The following is a 16635-nucleotide window of genomic DNA, read 5'->3' on the forward strand; positions in this document are numbered from 1 at the left end:
AAAACTGTTTTTGTTCATTTTAATCCAATCTGCCCCACCATCTAATTCATCTAATATGAAAATCAAAGTATTTTACAGCTGTGTATTTTTATTTTTTGTTTCCTTTTTATTTGGACAAAACAACGAAAAATTAGCCTTTCCTTTTCGGCATTTATTAGAGCAGCAAGCCAATAGCAACAAAACGAATGCGATCCCTTCTTTGTTTGCTAAAACAGCATCGTCTAGACTTAATAAAACTACTGGAAAAATAGACCAAGGGTACAATTGTATTATTTATACTCAATCACCTGAGGTGTTAAAATCTAACGGAATTCCAGTTCAAAGCATTCATCCTACGTTTGCTACTGCATGGTTGAATTTGGACCAAATAGCAAAAGCATCTGATTTGCCCGAGGTACGTTATATCGACGTTACTAAAATATTAAAACCCACAAACGATATTTCTGTAGCATCTAGCGGAGCATCTTTATTACACGCAGGGCGTTTAGACAATACCGTTTATAAAGGTGACGGCGTAATTATAGCAGTTATTGATACTGGAATTGATTGGGATCATTTGGATTTTAGAAATCCATCCGACCCTAAAAAAAGTAGAATTCTACGCATTTGGGACCAAACAATTTCCCCTATAGCAGGAGAAAATGCACCAGTTGGATTTTCATTAGGAGTAGAATATACTCAAGCTCAAATAGAAAATGAAATTGACGGCACTCCAGCAGGATTTGTAAGGGAGAAAGACATTGATGGTCATGGAACACATGTTACAGGAACAGCTGCAGGAAATGGTTCTGCATTGAGCGGTAAGTACACAGGTATGGCCCCAAATGCTGATATCGTGGTTGTTAAAGCCGGTAATGGTTCTTTCGACACTTCAAATATTATTATTGCTCTTGATTACTTAAAAAACTTGTCTACTAGTTTAGGTAAACCTATTGTAGTTAATATGAGTTTGGGTTCGCAATATGGAGCTCATGACGGAACCGACCCGCTTGAACGCGCTATAGATACTTTTACTGATACGGCTGCAGGCCGAATAGTTGTTGTCGCTTCGGGTAATGATAACGGCGATAACATACACAAACAACTTGTTTTAGCACCTGGGGGAACTGAAACGATTACTTTACAAGTACCCACCACTACTACTACAAGTTCAACAGATGTGTTTCAATTTACATCTTATGGCAATGATACAAGTGCACTTAGTGTAGTTGTTACTGCGCCTGACGGTACTCAAGCAGTATCCAATGCCGGTACTTCGGTAATGAATGGTAATGGGAAAGTATATATGTATAATTTCATTGATCCTGAAAGTGGGGATAGAAAAGTACAAGTGTATGTTACACGAACTACAACATCTACAGACGTAGCGGGTTCTTGGAGTATTGCCATTACTAACTCGACAACAAGTACACTAACAGTAGATGGATGGCTAGATACTAAGGGAGATGATTATTCCGGTATGTCGGTAACTGGTGGCGACAGTAATTATTTAGTTACTATTCCTGGTTGTGCTACAAAAGCAATTACAGTTGGGTCGTATATTGCTAAATTAGATTGGTATGCCGCCTCAGGAAGTGGATATAATTACACTTCAGGAATGCAAGATGGGATTAGTGCATTTAGTTCTGTTGGGCCACGAAGAGACAATGTTATTAAGCCGAACATCACAGCCAACGGTCAAGCAGCTGTGTCTTGTTTATCTTCAGATTCTACGCTAGATGCCAATTCTCCATATATGGTTGTCAATAATTTGTATCGCATCGAACAAGGAACAAGTATGGCCGCACCTGTTGTTGCTGGAGGAGTTGCTTTATTGTTACAAAAAAAACCTGGCGCCACCTTCACTGAAATCAAAAATGCAATTACTACTACAGCTATAAAAGATGCCTTTACAGGGACAACAGAAAATACTACTTGGGGTAGTGGTAAGTTGGATGTATTTAAAGCAGCCACCAGTTTTTCGTATTGCCAACCCTTGGCAAGAACAACTTATAATTATGAACAAGAGTATGGCGCTAGTGAAAATTTCACTAATAATTTGAATGGAAAAAGAGCTGCTCTCCGATTTACAGCGACCTCTAGCGGTTTACTAGCTGGGGTTTATTTTAAAACTGTTCGAACACAAACCCTGACTCAGTTTACTATTGAAATACGCTCAGTCACATCAAATAATCCCGGAACATTATTAGGATCCTTTCAAGCAAATCCAGCATCTATTTCAAAAAACACCTGGAATTATTTGGATTTAAGTAGTCTTTTGCTACCGATTACTAATGCTACCGATTATTTTATTGTTTTAGTTGGAGCCGCATCAGATACTTTTGGCTTGGGCCAAGAGTCAACAAATAGTAATCGATCAGTAGTTTCAACAGACGGTACTACTTGGACCTCAGTTCCCAATTTGAGAATACGCCCCGTGGTTTATGGTACTCCTGCTTCTGGAGTTCCTACTTTGACTTTAAGCTCAGCTTCTTCTACGAATAACCAAACATTATGTAACGGGGGATCAATTACACCAATTACATATACCACAACAGGTGTTACGGGGGCTAGTTTTTCAGGCTTGCCTTCAGGTGTCACTGGAAGTTGGACTTCTGGTCAAGTTACCATTAGTGGCACTCCTACCCAATCTGGAGTTTTTAACTATTCGGTTAAAATAAACTCTTCCTGTGATACTGCTACCGCAACAGGGACGATTACAATTGGCGGAACACCTTCGGTATCTAGTGTAACTGTCGCTGCAGGAACTACAATAACAATTAATGGAATTCATTTTTTTACAGGTAGTACACCAACTGTTACAATTGGCGGAATGACCACCCAGGTTACGAATGCTACTAATACTAAAATTACGGCTACTGTTCCAGCAAATGCTATTGGTGGAAATGTAATTGTTACCAATTCATGTAACTTAAGCTCAACTGCCTATTCTTATCCATATGTAGTGCCAACAAATATTAGTTTGTCTTCTGTATCAATAGCTGAAAATAATACTATTGGAGCACTTATCGGCACATTATCAGCTACAGATGCAGATTCAAATGATAGTTTTACTTATACACTTGTTAGTGGTACAGGAAGTACAGATAATGCTAGTTTTACAATAAACAATACTAGTTTAAAAGCGGGAATTGTTTTTAATGCACAAACAAAATCGAGTTATGCCATTCGAATCAGAGTGACAGATGCCGGGGGACTTTCTTTTGAAAAAGCGTTTACAATCACTATTGTTGGCGATTCGGATCAAGACGGAATTCGGAACGATCTCGATCTATGTCCGAATACCCCAACAGGAGTAACTGTAGATTTCAATGGTTGCGAAATTTTTATTTTACCATCAAATAATTATGCCGTTCAGGCAACGGCTACTTCCTGCGTAGGTCAACAAAATGGTGCTATTAGCGTTAGCGCCACTAATACTAATTATATCTATAATGTTACCATAAATGGGCAAACTGGTTTCCAATTGAATTCAGGTAATAACTTCAAAAATCAATTTCAAAACTTGGCACCAGGAACCTATGAAATATGTATTACTATTCAAGGAAAATCTAATTATGTCCAATGTTATACGATTAAGGTAACGGAGCCTAATGTATTGTCTGTAACCAATAAAATGAGTAGTTCGGGTAAGCAAGTTACGTACAATTTGAGTGGAGCAAGCAGCTACAATATCACTTTTAACGGGCTTACACAAAACTATACATCCAATTCCATCACTTTTGATTTAGTTTCTGGACAAAATACCATTGCAATTTCAACCGATTTGTATTGCCAAGGTCAATTTGAAGATCTCATTTTTGTAAGCGATAAAGTAGCATTCTATCCTAACCCAGTGCAGGACATATTGAATTTATACTGTTCAGGCAAAGATTCAACAGTAACAGCTGCGCTAAAGGATCTTTCGGGCAAACACATTGCGATGTATTCAAAAACAGTCCCAGAAAACAGAATGCTTCAATTTGATCTAAAGGATTTAACTAGCGGTTTGTACTTGTTACATTTAAAAGGAACAAATCTAGAAGAAACAATTAAAATAATTAAAAAATAATAGCCCCATGAAACCAACACCTTTATTATTAGCGCTATTTACAATTGTATTTCTTGTCTCATGTGGCGGCAGTGATCCAGGACCGGCCCCTATGCCTGTGCCCGTAATAAAAACACCAGGAAAATCGGTTTTAATAGGCCCTGCAAATGCCAGAACTTGTGAGGAAGGAACCAATATTACTGCAACACAAAGTACGGTAGCTTTCAGTTGGAATAGCACTTCTGATACAGAAAGTTATGAATTAAGAATCACTAACTTGAACACTTCAGAAGTAGTCACTCAAACAGGAATTACTACAACTAGTGCAACGGCAACATTAACACGAGGCATACCTTATTCTTGGTCCATAACTTCTAAAAACAAAGGCGCAACCACAACAGTTAGCGATATTTGGAAGTTCTATTTAGCAGGCGTTGGAGTGACTAATTATGCACCATTTCCAGCAGCGGCTGTAAGTCCGCTTCCAGGTACTACAGTGACGCCAACAAATGGGAAAGTTACTCTTACTTGGGACACCAGCGATGTTGATGGAGGAACGTTGACTCATACTTTATACCTTGATACGGTGGACGGGAAACAAATACCTTTAGCTGCCAATTCTAATCTTACAGTTAAAACGAAAGAAGTATCCGTGGCAGCGAATACAGTATATTATTGGCGCGTAGCCACTTCTGATGGCACTAATACTGCAACTAGTATTGTCTACAGTTTTAAAACGAATTAATCCCATTAAATATGAAAACTTCTTTAAGATTGATTCTGTTATTTTTTTGTTTTTCATTTGGATTCTCTAAAGTATCTGCTCAAGAGTTTGACGCCAATAATAGATTAAACACAGATGAAATTGCTGCAGGCTGGCAACTGCTTTTTGATGGCAAAACCACATCAGGTTGGCATTTGTACAACGAAGGAAAAATCAATTCGGCTTGGAATGTTAAAAATGGCGAACTGGTTTGCGACCCAAATATTGAGAAAGTAGAACGGGGCGATTTAGTATCAGATAATCAATATAAAAATTTTGATTTTAGTTTTGAATGGAAAATTTCAGAGGCAGGCAATAGCGGGGTATTTATTAACGTTCAAGAAGCGCAAGAATTCCCTACCGCCTGGACCACCGGACCGGAATACCAATTATTGGACAATGCTAATATGCCCAATGATTATTTGGTAGATGGGAAGCATTCTGCAGGTTGTGTGTACAGTTTGTCACCTCTATTAAATGAAGTGCAACCTAAACCATCAGGACAATGGAATCATTCTCGAATTTTGCAACAAAATGGCGTGATTACATTTTGGTTAAACGGCATTGAAACCGGTCACGAAGACATGAAAACTGAACGTTGGAAACAATTAATTGCGGGAAGCAAATTAGGTAATTTCCCTTCTTTTGGAAAGGCAATTCAAGGTAAAATTGCCTTTCAAGATTGGTCAAAAGGAGTGGCTTTACGCAATATTAAAATCAGAGAAATACAATAATTCCAAATTATTTTCTGTAATCTAAGGCAGGTTTTCGGTCGCCTAGAAGTGGAGTATATTTAAAATCTTTTCCTCTTTTTTCTTCCAATTCGGCTTTCGCTTTGACAATTTGATCTGGGTGTAAAAACAAATCAATTGCGGTTAGTGCAATCGTTTTGGCAGCGACCATCATTCCTTTGTTTCCTATATCAGTTCCGCCAGCTGCAACAGCCTGCCAGCTATGAGCTGGAGTTCCTGGTACCCAAGTAGCACTTCCCATTCCAGCAGTTGGAACAGTAAAACTCACATCGCCTACATCGGTTGAACCAAAACTTGGATCCAAATTTTTGTAGGGCTGAATTACAGCCGCTTTACTCAAATCGCCGTTTTCTATTCCTAAGGATTGAATAATTTGCTTTCCGAATTCTTTCTCTGCTTCAGTATACTGAACCCCGCCCACTTTAACCAAATTAGTATACATTATTTTTTGAAGCGTAGTGTTAGGGAGTAATTCGTGGGTACCCCCTATCAATTCGTATTTCATTGTAGTTCCTGTTCCTAATGCAGCTCCTTCGGCAGCTTTAGTGATACGGTCAAATATATCGACAACCATTTTTCGATTGCCATGACGTACATAATAATATACTTCGGCAAAATCAGGGACTACATTAGGTGCTTTTCCGCCATTAGTAATTACATAATGGATTCTAGCATCCGATGGAATGTGTTCGCGCATCATATTCACCATCATGTCCATAGCTTCTACACCATCTAAGGCAGAGCGCCCTTTTTCGGGTGCCATTCCAGCATGTGAGGCTACACCATAAAATCGAAACTTAGCTGATTTATTGGCCAAAGCCGAACCTGGATTGGCATCATTAGCATCGGCTGGATGCCAATGTAAGGCGGCATCTACATCATTAAATAAGCCTTCGCGAACTAAGTATACTTTTCCTGAACCACCTTCTTCAGCTGGGCATCCGTAAAAGCGAATAGTTCCTTTTTTATGATTGGCTTTTAGCCAATTTTTCACTTCAATTGCTGCCGCTGTAGAAGCGGTTCCAAACAAGTGATGACCGCAAGCATGTCCTGCGGCTTTTCCTGCCGATTTTTTTTCGGCTATTGCTTCTTGAGAAAGACCAGGAAGCGCATCGTATTCACCCAAAATGGCGATTACCGGTAATCCCTCGCCATATTCAGCAATAAAAGCAGTTGGAATTCCTGCCACGCCTTTAGTAATTATGAAGTCTTCATTTCGTAAAGTTTCTTGTAATAGAGCTACACTTTTTTCTTCTTGGTATCCTATTTCGGCAAATCCCCATATTTGTTGTGCAATGGCCCCATATTTTTCCTTTTTAGCCGAAAGATCTGCTAAAACAGAATTTGTTTTTTGAGCCAAAACAACTTCTGAAAATAATAATATAACGGTAAGAACGGTAATTTTTTTCATGATTTTTGGTTTAACTAAATTGTTTAATATAAGTTGAAGGAACTACTCCTTTACGTTCTTTAAAGGCATCGATAAATTTTGATCTAGAAGAAAATCCGACATTTTGAGAAATCCCCTCTACGGTCAGTTTTTCAGCTTTTCCTTCGGCGATCATTTTGCAGGCATAATCAATACGTTGATTATTTTTCCATTCGCTAAATGAAATAGCAAGTTCAGTGTTAAAATAGTTGGATAACACCCTTTCGGATAACTGTAAATCAACTGCCATTTTGGATAAATTAAATCCAGGCATAGTGTAAGGAGATGTTACCATATAATTTTCTAATTGGGCAGCAATGGTTTGATTAATTTCAGGAGACTTTTCTTTTTTTATTTGAGCGGCCCTATTTTTTGCCAAAGAGACATCGGGATAAGAAATAGAATCGAATAGGATTTTTGGAAACAAAAACAGTAAAATGTTTTGCATAAAAAAAGTACTTCCAACGGCTCTGAAATAATTTTTGTATTTAAATATTCCTAAATCATTTTTTAAAATAAATCCAGTATAGGAATCTAAAAAACAATACGTTGAAATAAATAATTGAAGACCGATTAATAAATAGATCCATCGTTCAATAATCCAATGATTAGACGGAAGCGCTCCAAAACTTTCAAGTCTTTTTTTCGTTGCTTTTTTAAAGTACATCAAGCTGAGGATGCAATACAAAAACAAATGCATTGGACGAATAAACATCATTTGTTTTAAAGAAAAAATAGAAATTTTAAAATCATAGTCTTGCGTTACGGCTTGAATATGATGTGCAATTTTTACTTTTTCGGAAAATGGCAATGTGGTATAAGGCAAACTAATAAAAACAACTATTACTGCGGGAATAAAATGCAAATATTCTAAAGGTTTAATAGTTTTATTTTCGGCGACAGCATATTTGACATAAAAAAATAATAGCGGCCCAATGACAAACGACAAAGGCATGAATTGAACAAAAAACACCCCTTCCCAAAACGGATTTTTTGAAAAATGCAAACCAAAATAGACCAAAACGATGAGGTTACTACACAAATAAAACAGGGCTAAATACAAATTAGACCGATTAAAGTCTTTTCTGTAATAAAACAGAATAAACGAAGTAAACAGTCCAAAAAATGGCGCAAGCATTTCCATAAAACACTGATAAATAGATTGTGACCTTGCTAATATAGCGCTTTTTTCTCTCCTAACTTATTTTTTTTCATACGACAAAAAAAGAACAAAGTGTTCCATAATGCTAAAAAGGAACAGATTTCACTTACAGATTTACAGCTGCTTTCGATTGTGAACCTAATTTTGAGATCCAACCAAAAAACATATTATCATGAAAAAAGTAATTTTATTGGCATTCTTTGCATTTGGGATGCAACAAGCGCAAGCACAGTACAAATTTTTACAATACAGAAATGTATCTGAAAAAAATGAAGCCGAATTCGTAAAAAGAGAAACCGAATATTGGTCTAAAATGGCCAAAGCCAATATTAAATCTGGTAAAATGCAAGCCTGGAGCTTGTGGAAAAAAGTAGGCGTTATTGGAGATCCGGATACAAGACCTAATTATTTGTTTGTTAATGATTTTAAATCGGTAGCTGATTTTGACGCTATGGAAAGTGGATGGGCCAATCCAGAAAAAGTGTTCCCTAATATGAAACTGGCGGATATGGAAACTAATTCTATTTCGAAAGTTCCATTTACTTATATCATGAAAACAGAAGCTCAAATTGACGGGGCGCCTAAATTTGTTATAATTAATTATGTTAAACCAACTAGTGTTCAGGCTTTTGTAGAAGAAAACATTAATTTATGGAAACCCTTCTTTGAAAGCGAACAAAAAAAGGGATTTAAATTAAACGGTTGGGGTCTACAAACAGTGGTGTATCCTCAAGGGAACCAAGCCGATTTTTCAGCTTTGACATGGGATGGATTTACGAAACTTTCAGATGCCTTAGATCACATACAATACAGACCAGCAAGCCAGTCTCGATTCGCATCAATTGCTAAAGATTCTAAAATGGGTACCATTACTCCTAATGGATTTGAATTATCTCCTATTTATGAATTAGTAATGTATGTAGACGCCACTACTAAATAAATCCAACCATAAATTATGAAAAAAGTACTTTTTATGATCGCTATGGCGGTCTCAATGACTCAGATGAGCGCACAAACTGAAGGGGGTAAATACTTTGAACCGAAGTCTGAATTTAACGACAAACCTTTTGTTTTTTCGAATAGAGGCGAGACAGAAGCAATACTAAAACTGAATGCCGCCTACAATAAAATGGATGCTAAAGCTTGCCTTTCTTTAACGACTGAAAAAGTAAAATATACTGATTTTGAAGGCAATAAAATGGTGATGACTCAACAAGATTGGGAAGGTTTTTTTGCACAGCACCAATCGGTGAACTGGGTAATTAAGAGCATTGTACCAATTCGTATCAAAGATTCAGACCCATCTTCTGGAGTAATTGTAATGGGTACGGAAACCCGAGTAAGCAAAGACGGAAAAGTTTGGAAAAAAGAATTAACAGAGTTATTCATGTTTGATTTGAATATGAAAATTAACAGTTTAACACAATACGCTCAGGAAATAAAATAATTTAAATCGAATCCATTATGAAAAAAACAATTGCTCTTATTGCCCTTACAAGTTTACTATTTGTTTCTTGTAAAAAAGATGTTGCAGCAGATGCAGTAGCTAAAAATCCAAATGAAGGAGGAATCAATCTTTCGACTTCAGAAAACACAGAAATGATCAAGCAAATGAATCTATTTGCAAGTAAATTTGATACCGAAAGCATTAAAAAATTATATGTTTCTGGTGCTGTCATTCATGATAATTTAAAATCGATGACGATTGAAGAGAACATGAAAAATTTGGACTACTTACAATCGCAAGGTGTAACAATTACATTACCTACCGATCCATTAGTTTGGGAAGTTGTAAATAATAAACCAGATGAAAAAACAGGAATCACCAATTATGTTATTTCCTATTATGAAATTAGTTTTTCAAAAGGGGATAAAAAAGCCTCAGTTATGATCAATATGAATTTTGCAATCAAAGACGGTAAAATTCATGAAGAATGGGACACGTATGATACGGCACCATTAACAGAATTATTAAAGTAAAACTTAAATCATGAAAAAAATACTAGTTTTAATAGCTATTAGCGTAACGTTATTTGCTTGTAAAAGCGAGGCAGATAAAAACGAAAAAATCGCACAAGACAACATCAAATTTTATTCGAAAGTTTGGGATGAAGTGATCAATGAAGGTAAAATTGCTGTTCTAGACACCGCTTACGCACCAGACGTAGTGCTGCATACTGTTCCTGAAACGAAAGGAGCGGCTAATGCCAAAGCCTATTATGCCAATTATGTAACTGGATTTTCTGATCGTGAATTTACCGTTAAAGAAACGTTTGCGCAAGGAAATAAGTTAACTAAATATTGGGTCTTTAAAGGAAAACATACTGGAGATTTCTTTGGCATTCCTGCTACAGGAAAGACCATAAGCGTTGAAGGATGTACAATCGCGACTATTATTAATGGTAAAATTACCGAAGAAAGAGATTTCTTTGACAATTTAGAATTTTTAAGACAATTGGGTCTTATGCCAAGATAATCTATAGGTAACAACAACTTTATTTTGAATTATTTTTTCAATAGCCTGGCAGCAATGTCAGGCTTTTTTGTTTTTAGTATATTTACCTGTTTTTACAATTATTGATGATACAAGAAATTCCTATTGACGCCCTGTTGCAATTACGCCAACAAGTACTTTGGCCTGATAAAGACCTTGATTTTGTGCGTACTCCAAACGACGATCGTGGGATTCATTTGGGCGTTTGTATCGAAGGCCAATGGGTTTCGTGCATTTCTCTTTTTCTCGAAGAAAATCAACACGCGGTTTTCAGAAAATTTGCCACCTTAGCCGAATTTCAAAATAAAGGGTACGGTAGTCAATTGTTACACTATAGTTTTAATTACCTCCACCAACTCGGGATGCAAACTATTTCTTGTAGCGCTCGTGTTGAAAAACAAAGTTATTATCTGAAATTTGGAATGCAACCCAATGGATATCCCTATGTCAAAAATGGCTTGAATTATATTCTGATGGAGGCGAATATAAAATAAATTGATTTTCATTGCGTATTTTCGACACAATAAATATATATTTGTCTTTCATATATAAAAAACCAACCTCAATTTTCTTTATGAAACTTAAATTAATTGCTCTTTTTGCTTTTTTCAGTGTCACAATGGCACAAGCACAACATGCTAGTTTTGAAGCTAGTACTGGCGGATTCTCTTTTATACCTGCCTTTACCTCAGAAGATCCACATCTTATCGTGAATGCTGGAACGACTGATACTAAAAGACTTTCATTTCATTTGTTATCTACCATTCGTCTCGAAAATTTTAATCCAAGAGGGGTAATATTTATGTCACGTTACAAATTCATTGACAAAAAACTAAAAGCAAGTATTGGTGTTCATCTTCCAGCTATACAAATTGACAAAGAGTTACATGTCGATACCTTTTTTGCACAAGAAGTAATTGCGAGTTATCCCTTGTCCAATAAATGGTCTTTGGGCTTATTTTATTTACATGGTGAAGGAAGAAACAACGATTTCAAAGCCAATTTCTTAGCTTTAAGTACTACATTGGTTGAGGGAAATTTTAATTTTTTAACCCAAGCATACGGTCTTGATTTAGACAGTACGTATGGTGTTTCGGAAACAATAACCTATAAAGTCACTAAAAGTATTGATTTTAGAGGCTTTGCCAACAAGACGATTTCCAACGGAAAATTCAATTGGACCCTAGGGGCTCGATATAATTTATAAATCACGTTTTATTAGACTACCAAAAAACCACATATTATGAAAAAACAAATCGTATTACCCGCTTTATTGTTGCTTTTTGCAACACAAATGGAAGCACAAAAAAAATGGTCTGAAACTTCCAAAGGGAGTTTTAATCGTATTGAAAACAAAGGTGGACAAACCTTGGGTTATTCGCCAAAATCAGGTGTAAAAATCCTAACGATTGACGGTCTGGCGTTCAAAGATTTGAATAAAAACGGAAAATTAGATCGTTACGAAGATTGGAGATTACCGGTGGCAGAACGCGCTAAAGATTTGGCTAGCCAAATGACCGTTGATCAAATCGCCGGACTAATGTTATACAGCCGTCACCAAGCAGTACCTGCTCCTGCAGGAGGCTATTTTGGCGGAACCTATAACGGGAAACCTTTTCCTGAAAGCGGCGCCAAACCATCTGATTTGTCAGACCAACAAAAAGCTTTTTTAACTGCAGATAATTTGCGTCATGTTTTGATGACCTCGGTGGAGAACCCAACGGTTTCAGCACTTTGGAATAACAATGTACAAGAATTAGTAGAAAGTATTGGCGTGGGAATTCCAGCCAACAACAGTTCGGATCCACGTCATGGCGCCAATAAAGATTCGGAATACAATGCCGGTTCAGGCGGGGCTATTTCACAATGGCCTGAAGAATTAGGTTTAGCGGCAACTTTTGATCCAGCCATTACCGAACAATTTGGAACTATAGCCGCTAAAGAATACCGCGCCTTAGGAATTGCAACCGCCTTATCTCCTCAAATTGATTTGGCTACCGAGCCAAGATGGAACCGTTTTGTAGGTACTTTTGGCGAAGACCCAAAACTAGCTACTGATATGGCAAGAGCCTATGTCGACGGATTTCAATCCTCACCAAAACCAGTAGCAACTTACGAAGGTTGGGGGAACCAAAGTGTAAATGCCATGATCAAACACTGGCCAAGCGGCGGTCCCGAAGAAGGGGGTCGTGACGGACATTTTGCCTACGGAAAATTTGCAGTCTACCCAGGAAATAATTTCGAAACACATCTAAAAACCTTTTTAGACGGGGCGTTTAAATTGAACGGAGGCACCAAAAAAGCATCTGCAGTGATGCCGTATTATACCATTTCGTATAACCAAGATAAAAAATACGGTGAAAATGTAGGGAATGGATTCAGTAAATTCATTGTTACTGATTTGTTGCGAGACAAATATGGTTATGACGGTGTGGTTTGTACCGATTGGTTAATTACAGGCGACGAAGGAAAAACACCAGATGTTTTTGCTGGAAAATCATGGGGAACAGAGAAAATGACCATTGCCGAAAGACACTATAAAGTAATGATGGCTGGAGTGGATCAATTTGGTGGGAACAACGACATTAAACCGGTTCTAGAAGCCTACCAAATGGGAGTTAAAGAACACGGAGAAGCGTTCATGCGTAACCGTTTTGAGAAATCAGCCGTACGTTTGTTGCTGAACATCTTTAGAGTAGGTTTGTTTGAGAACGCGTATTTGGATCCTGAAGAAACTAAAGCCATCGTTGGAAAACCAGAATACATGAAAGCGGGATATGATGCCCAATTGAAATCGATTGTCTTAATCAAAAATCAAAAGAATACGTTGCCAATTGCTAAAGGAAAAACGGTTTATGTTCCCAAAAGAACTACACCGCCGGGGGTCAATTTCTTTGGATTTCCAACACCAGAAAAAACAGAATATCCAGTTAATTTAGACATTATAAAAAAATATTATACGGTAACGGATGATCCTACCAAAGCTGATTTTGCCATGGTATTTATCAAAAGTCCGGTGAGTAATGGATATAGCAAAGCCGATAGAGAAGCAGGTGGAAACGGCTATATGCCAATTAGTTTGCAATTAAAAGACTATACTGCGGTTGATGCCAGAGCGCAAAGCATTGCAGCAGGTGATCCCGTAGTCGATCCAACAATTACAAACCGTTCCTATTTGAATAAAACCTCTAAATCGAATTCCTATCCAGATTTAAATACCATTTTAGAAACCAAAAAAGCGATGAACGGCAAACCAGTATTGGTTGCGGTTACGGTTTCTAATCCAATGGTTTTTGGCGAATTTGAAAAAGAAGTAGATGCTATTGTAGGCGAATTTGGTGTACAAACAGAAGCCTTATTGGATATTGTTTCTGGGAAAACAGAACCTTCAGGTTTGTTACCCTTACAAATGCCAATCGATATGACAACGGTTGAAAAACAATTTGAAGACGTCCCACACGATATGATTCCCTATCGCGATTCCAATGGGAATGTATACGATTTTGGTTTTGGATTGAACTGGAAAGGGACAATCAAAGACGCCAGAACTGAAAAATACAGTGTGAAAAAATAATTGATTACAAAAAGCCATTTACAAAAGTGTAAGTGGCTTTTGTATTTTGAATCTATTTATCCAGTACTTTTAACAATATAAATTATTGACTCGCCAAATTAAATCCAATGAAAACACTCACTAAATTAATTTGTTCTCTTTTACTAGCAAGTGGTTTTGTACAGGCACAAACTATAATAACTGGAAAAGTAGTAAACTATAAAAACAAAGCCGTGTCTGGTGCTGAATTGTATTTGGATTCTACAGCAACCCAAGTGACTACTAATAAGTCAGGAGAATATACTCTTGTTGTTCCTGAAAATGTGAAAACTTTGAAAGTACATTCCAATAAATACGGTTGGTTGAGTAGCGCTTTTGCCAAAGAAACCAAAATGGATTTTATGTATTTGGATACCGCTTCAGCAACCGACAAATCACTTACACCACCTAATGGTTTAAAACCTGAAAAAGATAAAACCACCGTATCCTACCGAACGATTTACGACATGATGCGTGGGCGAATTGCAGGGGTAACAGTCCAACAAGACAATACGATAATTATTAGAGGGATTAATTCGATCAGAAACAATTCAGAACCTTTGTTTATAGTTGATGGTAATGTAGTGACTAGTATTGATTTCATTGTGCCTAACGAAGTACTGAGTATCAATGTTTTGAAAGATGCGGAAGCGTCTATCTACGGTTCAAGAGGCGCGAGTGGAGTTATTGTTATCAAGTTGAAAAAATAGTTTCAATTCATCATTTTGAGTTAGTTCCAATACCCATCACTTTTAGTTCAAACAGTTCTCTAGGTCCTTTGGCCTTATTTTTTATTTGCGAACGGTAGTTGTAAATCGTAGAAGCGGAATATCGTAAAAACTCTGCAATTTTAGCACTGTCTTTAATACCCAGACGAATGAGCGCAAAAAGGCGCAACTCGGGATTTAGAACTTCCCCTTTTTTGATGATTATGGCTTCCGGTTCGTTCAATAAGTCTTTGAATTCTGCCACAAAAGTGGGAAAAAGTTGGACGAAAGTCTGGTCAAATTGCGAATAGAATTCTTTTAATTCTTTGTCGATAAACGCTTTAGATTTTACAGTGCTCACCAAGTCGTTTACTTTTCCAGCTGTAGCCATCACTTTTAATTTTTGACTGTATTCCTCCATTTTTCCTATGTAAACAGAACATTGGTCCATATAACGACCTATATAAATTTCTTTGAGCAAACTCGTTTCGGCCAATTCAAGATTGGTTTGATTCAATTTGGAATTGAAACCTTGCAGTTGTTGGTTCAATTCGGAAAGTTGGTTGTTAGCTAATTCGACATTTTTTTGGGCTTTAGCTAATTTTTTCATTTGCTTAAACAGCAAAATTAAAACACCTAATAAAAATAACGCCAGCACACTTGCGCTAACTAAAAACACAATCAACTGCTTTTTTGCCGACTTGTTTTTGGCTTCGTAGGTTTCGTTGATGATAGGAAGCATTTTTGAAATTTCATAGGTACGAAGTCTGGAATTGCAAAACACAGCATCGTCCAAAGAACGTTTAATGTATTCGTATGCCGATTCGATATCGCCCTCTTCATACAATATAAATGCAAGTTCCCGTAGCGAAATATTTTCTTTCTTCACCAATTCTAAATCGGAAATAGCCGAAATCGCCAGCCATTTTTTTTCTTGTTCTTTCTCTTTTTTTGCTTTGTAATTTTCGGAAATCAAATAGGCAATAACCGCGCGATTGGGATCCGATTTTTCAATTGTTTCAAAATAAGGAAGTAACAAAGCAATGGCCTGATCAGGTTTTTTTTGCGACAGCAACTGCCCAGAGGTGGCAAGAATGAATTCGGTTGATTTTTTGGATAAATGGGCTATTGCCAAGTCTCTATAACGATTGGCAAGCAGGGTGTATTTGTTTTTTTCGTCTATTCCATTGGCATAGCCAATAAGACCACCATATACTACTCTTTTGGTCCAATACAATTCTCCTTTCAATTGCAGCGCTACCGAAGATTCTATTGTATTGAGAATCTCTAAGGCTTGATTGTACATTCCAAGAGTACTTAATATGGATGCCAAGTTGAGTTGCGCCTTTATTTGCTGTTTGTTATTTTGGGTTTTAAGGGCAATTTGCACACTTCTTTTGGCATAAACTAAAGCCGAATCCGATTGATAGGATTTGTATTCTTCGTATATTTTTTCCAAAAGGGGATAACGATCTTGATCCAATCGCGCCTGTTTCAATTTGTACTTTAGAGCGGTAAGCGTCTTGTTTTTTTGTTCTAAATACAATATATCGTTAGACAGCGTTTGATCTAATTTGGTTTTCAATATTGGGAATTGGTCTTGAGCCCAACTCAAATTGGAACAAACGAGTACCAAAACCAATGCTATTTTTAAATAGAATTTCGAATGTTTTATTGCCATAATTAGAAGTGCCTATTGAAATAGT

14 protein-coding genes are annotated in these 16635 nt (G+C 37.0%); 11 read left to right on the forward strand and 3 right to left on the reverse strand.

Translation table 11 applies throughout. The features are described from left to right. Window positions 1-55 precede the first annotated feature (55 nt). The 3 genes from LPC21_RS03135 to LPC21_RS03145 are packed head-to-tail and all read left to right on the forward strand — an operon-like array spanning window position 56 to window position 5527. Entirely contained in the window at window positions 56-4051 is a 3996-nt protein-coding gene (locus tag LPC21_RS03135) for a S8 family serine peptidase (RefSeq protein ID WP_229318054.1), read from the forward strand. Between the two features lie 7 nt (window positions 4052-4058). After that, on the forward strand, window positions 4059-4775 hold the full coding sequence (locus LPC21_RS03140) for a hypothetical protein (RefSeq protein WP_229318055.1): 717 nt from the start codon (window positions 4059-4061) through the stop codon (window positions 4773-4775). Between the two features lie 11 nt (window positions 4776-4786). Next, window positions 4787-5527, forward strand: coding sequence for a 3-keto-disaccharide hydrolase (locus LPC21_RS03145; protein ID WP_229318056.1), 741 nt, complete (start codon window positions 4787-4789; stop codon window positions 5525-5527). A 7-nt stretch (window positions 5528-5534) separates the two neighbouring features. On the opposite strand, the gene LPC21_RS03150 is transcribed toward LPC21_RS03145, so the two are convergent. Further along, complete coding sequence (locus LPC21_RS03150) at window positions 5535-6956, reverse strand: amidohydrolase (RefSeq protein ID WP_229318057.1); 1422 nt, start codon at window positions 6954-6956, stop codon at window positions 5535-5537. Between the two features lie 10 nt (window positions 6957-6966). Further along, a complete protein-coding gene (locus tag LPC21_RS03155; protein ID WP_229318058.1) occupies window positions 6967-8118 on the reverse strand; it encodes a helix-turn-helix domain-containing protein in 1152 nt (383 codons plus the stop codon). Window positions 8119-8308: 190 nt separating this feature from the next. Between LPC21_RS03155 and LPC21_RS03160 the strand changes: the two genes are divergently transcribed. The 8 genes from LPC21_RS03160 to LPC21_RS03195 all read left to right on the forward strand — a co-directional run bounded on the left by LPC21_RS03160 (window position 8309) and on the right by LPC21_RS03195 (window position 14932). Next, window positions 8309-9076: a hypothetical protein gene (locus LPC21_RS03160; RefSeq protein ID WP_229318059.1), complete on the forward strand. Its 768-nt coding sequence runs from the start codon at window positions 8309-8311 to the stop codon at window positions 9074-9076. A gap of 15 nt (window positions 9077-9091) precedes the next feature. Further along, window positions 9092-9583, forward strand: coding sequence for a hypothetical protein (locus LPC21_RS03165; RefSeq protein ID WP_229318060.1), 492 nt, complete (start codon window positions 9092-9094; stop codon window positions 9581-9583). 17 nt (window positions 9584-9600) lie between these two features. Then, window positions 9601-10116 carry a hypothetical protein gene (locus LPC21_RS03170; RefSeq protein WP_229318061.1) on the forward strand — a complete coding sequence of 172 codons (516 nt, stop codon included), beginning with the start codon at window positions 9601-9603 and terminating at the stop codon, window positions 10114-10116. 10 nt (window positions 10117-10126) lie between these two features. Beyond that, on the forward strand, window positions 10127-10612 hold the full coding sequence (locus tag LPC21_RS03175) for an ester cyclase (protein WP_229318062.1): 486 nt from the start codon (window positions 10127-10129) through the stop codon (window positions 10610-10612). 104 nt (window positions 10613-10716) lie between these two features. Then, window positions 10717-11124, forward strand: a complete 408-nt coding sequence (locus tag LPC21_RS03180) for a GNAT family N-acetyltransferase (RefSeq protein ID WP_229318063.1) — start codon at window positions 10717-10719, stop codon at window positions 11122-11124. 80 nt (window positions 11125-11204) lie between these two features. Further along, a complete protein-coding gene (locus tag LPC21_RS03185) occupies window positions 11205-11837 on the forward strand; it encodes a hypothetical protein (protein ID WP_229318064.1) in 633 nt (210 codons plus the stop codon). A 36-nt stretch (window positions 11838-11873) separates the two neighbouring features. Further along, window positions 11874-14204 (forward strand): glycoside hydrolase family 3 protein, encoded by a 2331-nt coding sequence (locus LPC21_RS03190; RefSeq protein WP_229318065.1) that lies wholly within the window; start codon window positions 11874-11876, stop codon window positions 14202-14204. A 107-nt stretch (window positions 14205-14311) separates the two neighbouring features. Then, on the forward strand, window positions 14312-14932 hold the full coding sequence (locus tag LPC21_RS03195; protein ID WP_229318066.1) for a TonB-dependent receptor plug domain-containing protein: 621 nt from the start codon (window positions 14312-14314) through the stop codon (window positions 14930-14932). Between the two features lie 10 nt (window positions 14933-14942). Here the strand turns inward: LPC21_RS03195 and LPC21_RS03200 are convergent, their stop codons facing one another. Then, window positions 14943-16610, reverse strand: a complete 1668-nt coding sequence (locus tag LPC21_RS03200) for a DUF6377 domain-containing protein (RefSeq protein ID WP_229318067.1) — start codon at window positions 16608-16610, stop codon at window positions 14943-14945. Window positions 16611-16635 lie beyond the last annotated feature (25 nt).

It is taken from the genome of Flavobacterium ammoniigenes (genome assembly GCF_020886055.1).
Classification (GTDB): Bacteria; Bacteroidota; Bacteroidia; order Flavobacteriales; family Flavobacteriaceae; genus Flavobacterium; species Flavobacterium ammoniigenes.